Below are 2,700 nucleotides of genomic sequence, written 5' to 3'. Positions count from 1 at the left end.
ATAAGCGCTGAAAGCATCTAAGCGCGAAGCCAGCTTCAAGATAAGATTTCCCATCACGCAAGTGAGTAAGACCCCTGAAAGACGATCAGGTAGATAGGCTCGAAGTGGAAGTGCAGTAATGTACGGAGCGGACGAGTACTAATCGGTCGAGGACTTAACCACGAACCAATTCAGGTTTAGCAGGTAAGAAAATATAAGGTTGATATTCAGTTTTGAGTGATCTAAGAGATTACTTATATACAGACAATGTGTGGTGATGGTAGCAAGAAGGACACACCTGTTCCCATGCCGAACACAGCAGTTAAGCTTCTTAGCGCCGATGGTAGTTGGACCTTTGGTCCTGTGAGAGTAGGTCGTTGCCATGCATTGTTTAATTGAGAGCAGAGCCCGAGGGTTCTGTTCTTTTTTTGTTTAGATATTTTCCTTCTAATATATTGGTCAGATGATATAATATGATTAACATTAGGAGTCGATTTGTGGAGGTGACTGATTTGAACCAACAACTAAAGGAAAAGATTAAGTTAAAAGCTGAAGAACTCGGGATTGATAAGATTGGTTTTACACATGCGGAGCCATTTTATACTTTAGAAGATCGCTTGAAGCAGCAAAGAGCTGCAGAACATAATTCTGGCTTTGAACATAAGAACATTGAAGAAAGAATTTATCCTGAGAAGATTTTTGAACAACCAAAGTCAATTATTGCGATTGCTTTAGCATATCCCTCTCGCATGAAGAAGCCACGGTCAGAGAAAGGTAAACCTAGAGGTGAGTTTGCGCGTGCGTCGTGGGGAACGGATTACCATCATATTCTCAATGACCGAATGAATAAGCTCATTGCCTACATTAAAGAAGCCGCAGATGAGGAGAATATTGGTTCAGTTGATTTTAAACCGATGGTGGATACTGGAGAACTCGTTGACGTTGCGGTTGCTCAGCGGGCAGGGCTTGGCTTTATAGGGCGCAATGGCTTGTTGATTACTGAAGAGTTCGGTTCATTTGTGTACTTAGGTGAAATCATTACGAATATTGATTTTGAAGCGGATGAAGAAGTACCTTTTGGTTGTGGCGATTGCATGAAGTGTATTGATGCATGTCCTACAGGTGCTTTACTTGGGGACGGTCGTATTAATGCCCAAGTCTGTCTCTCATATCAGACACAGACTAAAGGATATATGCCAGAAGAATTCCGGAAGAAGATGGGTCGCGTTATTTACGGATGTGATATTTGCCAAGTTGTTTGTCCATATAATCGCGGAATAAATACGCACCATCATGAGGAAATGGAACCTGACCCAGAACTAACAAATCCAGTACTTGAACCCTTATTGGATATATCAAACCGTGAATTTAAAGAGAGCTTTGGCAAAATGGCCGGATCATGGCGTGGTAAGAAACCACTTCAGAGAAATGCGATTATTGCTTTAGCCAATTACCGTGAAAAGTCTGCGATACCTAAGTTACTGCAAGTAATCGAGACAGATCCTCGTCCAATGATTCGCGGGACAGCAGCGTGGGCAATTGCTAAGATAACTGAAGAATCACCGAATCAAGAATTAATATTGTTCTTAGAAGAGATGCGTGAAAAAGAAGATGAAGCAGAAACAATTTCAGAATTTAATAAAGCGTTAGATATACTTAGAACAAATATGTAAGCCATGAAGATACATCTTTCAATTAGTGAGATGTATCTTTATTATTATAATGAAATGGAAGGGGTTACACTTTGAAAAGCAGTCAATTTTTATATCTATGTTATATTTACAATTAAGTTTTATAATAATGGGTTTAGGCATTAATTTAGTTGCTCATGCCAATTTAAGTACGTCTGCGCTCACATTAATTCCTTTAGTGTTGAATGAGCTCGACCCACTATCATTTGGTGAATTGACCATGATTTTTAATATTATATTAGTTATTTCCCAAGTCATTTTACTTGGAAAGAGCTTTCCTTTGTTGCAATATTTTCAAATAAATGTGTCGTTTGTATTAAGAGTTTCAGTAGATTTTTGGAGACCGAAGATTCAAAATTTTGAGTTGAAACACTTTCTTTGGCAACTTATTGCGGTTGTTATAGGTTGTTTCACCATCGTTTTAATTATTATGATACAATTGAAAGCAGATTTTGTGAACAATCCAGGGGAAGGAATTGTAAAGGCGATTGCTTTACGCTTTAACACGGAGTTGTTCAGTAAGATAAAGGTGCCTTTAGATAGGAAGATTGAACAAACTGCGCGCGGAATTGGTGCAACATTGGATGTAGAAGGTGTCGTGACCTACGACTATAAATATCCACCTGTGACTAATGACGCGCAAGTGACAACTGAAGTTGTGAACTCGCTAGAAGAAATTTTATCAGGTCATTTAGTTGAAGTTGAAGAGCCATTAATGGGCGGTGAAGACTACGCGTACTATCTATATGAAGCACCCGGGACTTTCCTCTTCTTATCAAATCCATCTAATATTAAAGGCCAGTTCCACGTACACCAACCCGTGAAGTTTGATGTGAACGAATCACTATTCTATATGGCGACAGCGGCATTTGTAAAAGTAGCATTGGATTATTTAAATTAAAATATATTTGATTTGTCAAATTAAGCTAGACAAAACTGCTTCATCTAAGTAACTCAAAAATACTTCCAACGGTGTTCGGTAGTGTAAGGATTTCCGTGGAATCGTGTTCCGTTTGTGTGCAATCGATGA

At 38.9% G+C, this 2,700-nt stretch carries 2 protein-coding genes, 2 rRNA genes and 1 pseudogene; 4 read left to right on the top strand and 1 reads right to left on the bottom strand.

Going from position 1 to position 2,700, the window contains the following annotated elements:
• The 4 genes from ACEN4N_RS11280 to ACEN4N_RS11265 form a co-directional block, all read left to right on the top strand.
• Window positions 1-162, top strand: a 23S ribosomal RNA gene (locus tag ACEN4N_RS11280); the annotation flags it as partial.
• 87 nt (window positions 163-249) lie between these two features.
• Window positions 250-365 (top strand): 5S ribosomal RNA (gene rrf / locus ACEN4N_RS11275).
• A gap of 87 nt (window positions 366-452) precedes the next feature.
• Window positions 453-1,652: a tRNA epoxyqueuosine(34) reductase QueG gene (gene queG / locus ACEN4N_RS11270; protein ID WP_407094254.1), complete on the top strand. Its 1,200-nt coding sequence runs from the start codon at window positions 453-455 to the stop codon at window positions 1,650-1,652.
• A gap of 238 nt (window positions 1,653-1,890) precedes the next feature.
• Complete coding sequence (locus tag ACEN4N_RS11265) at window positions 1,891-2,571, top strand: M20/M25/M40 family metallo-hydrolase (protein ID WP_407094253.1); 681 nt, start codon at window positions 1,891-1,893, stop codon at window positions 2,569-2,571.
• A gap of 15 nt (window positions 2,572-2,586) precedes the next feature.
• Here the strand turns inward: ACEN4N_RS11265 and ACEN4N_RS11260 are convergent.
• A pseudogene (locus ACEN4N_RS11260) lies at window positions 2,587-2,700 on the bottom strand (IS30 family transposase); the annotation flags it as partial.

Origin of the sequence: Ruoffia sp. FAM 20857 (genome assembly GCF_045528645.1) — a bacterium.
GTDB classification, from domain to species: Bacteria; Bacillota; Bacilli; order Lactobacillales; family Aerococcaceae; genus Ruoffia; species Ruoffia halotolerans.
The sequence above is the reverse complement of the archived record's forward strand: the minus strand, read 5'-3'. Positions and strand labels throughout refer to the sequence as shown.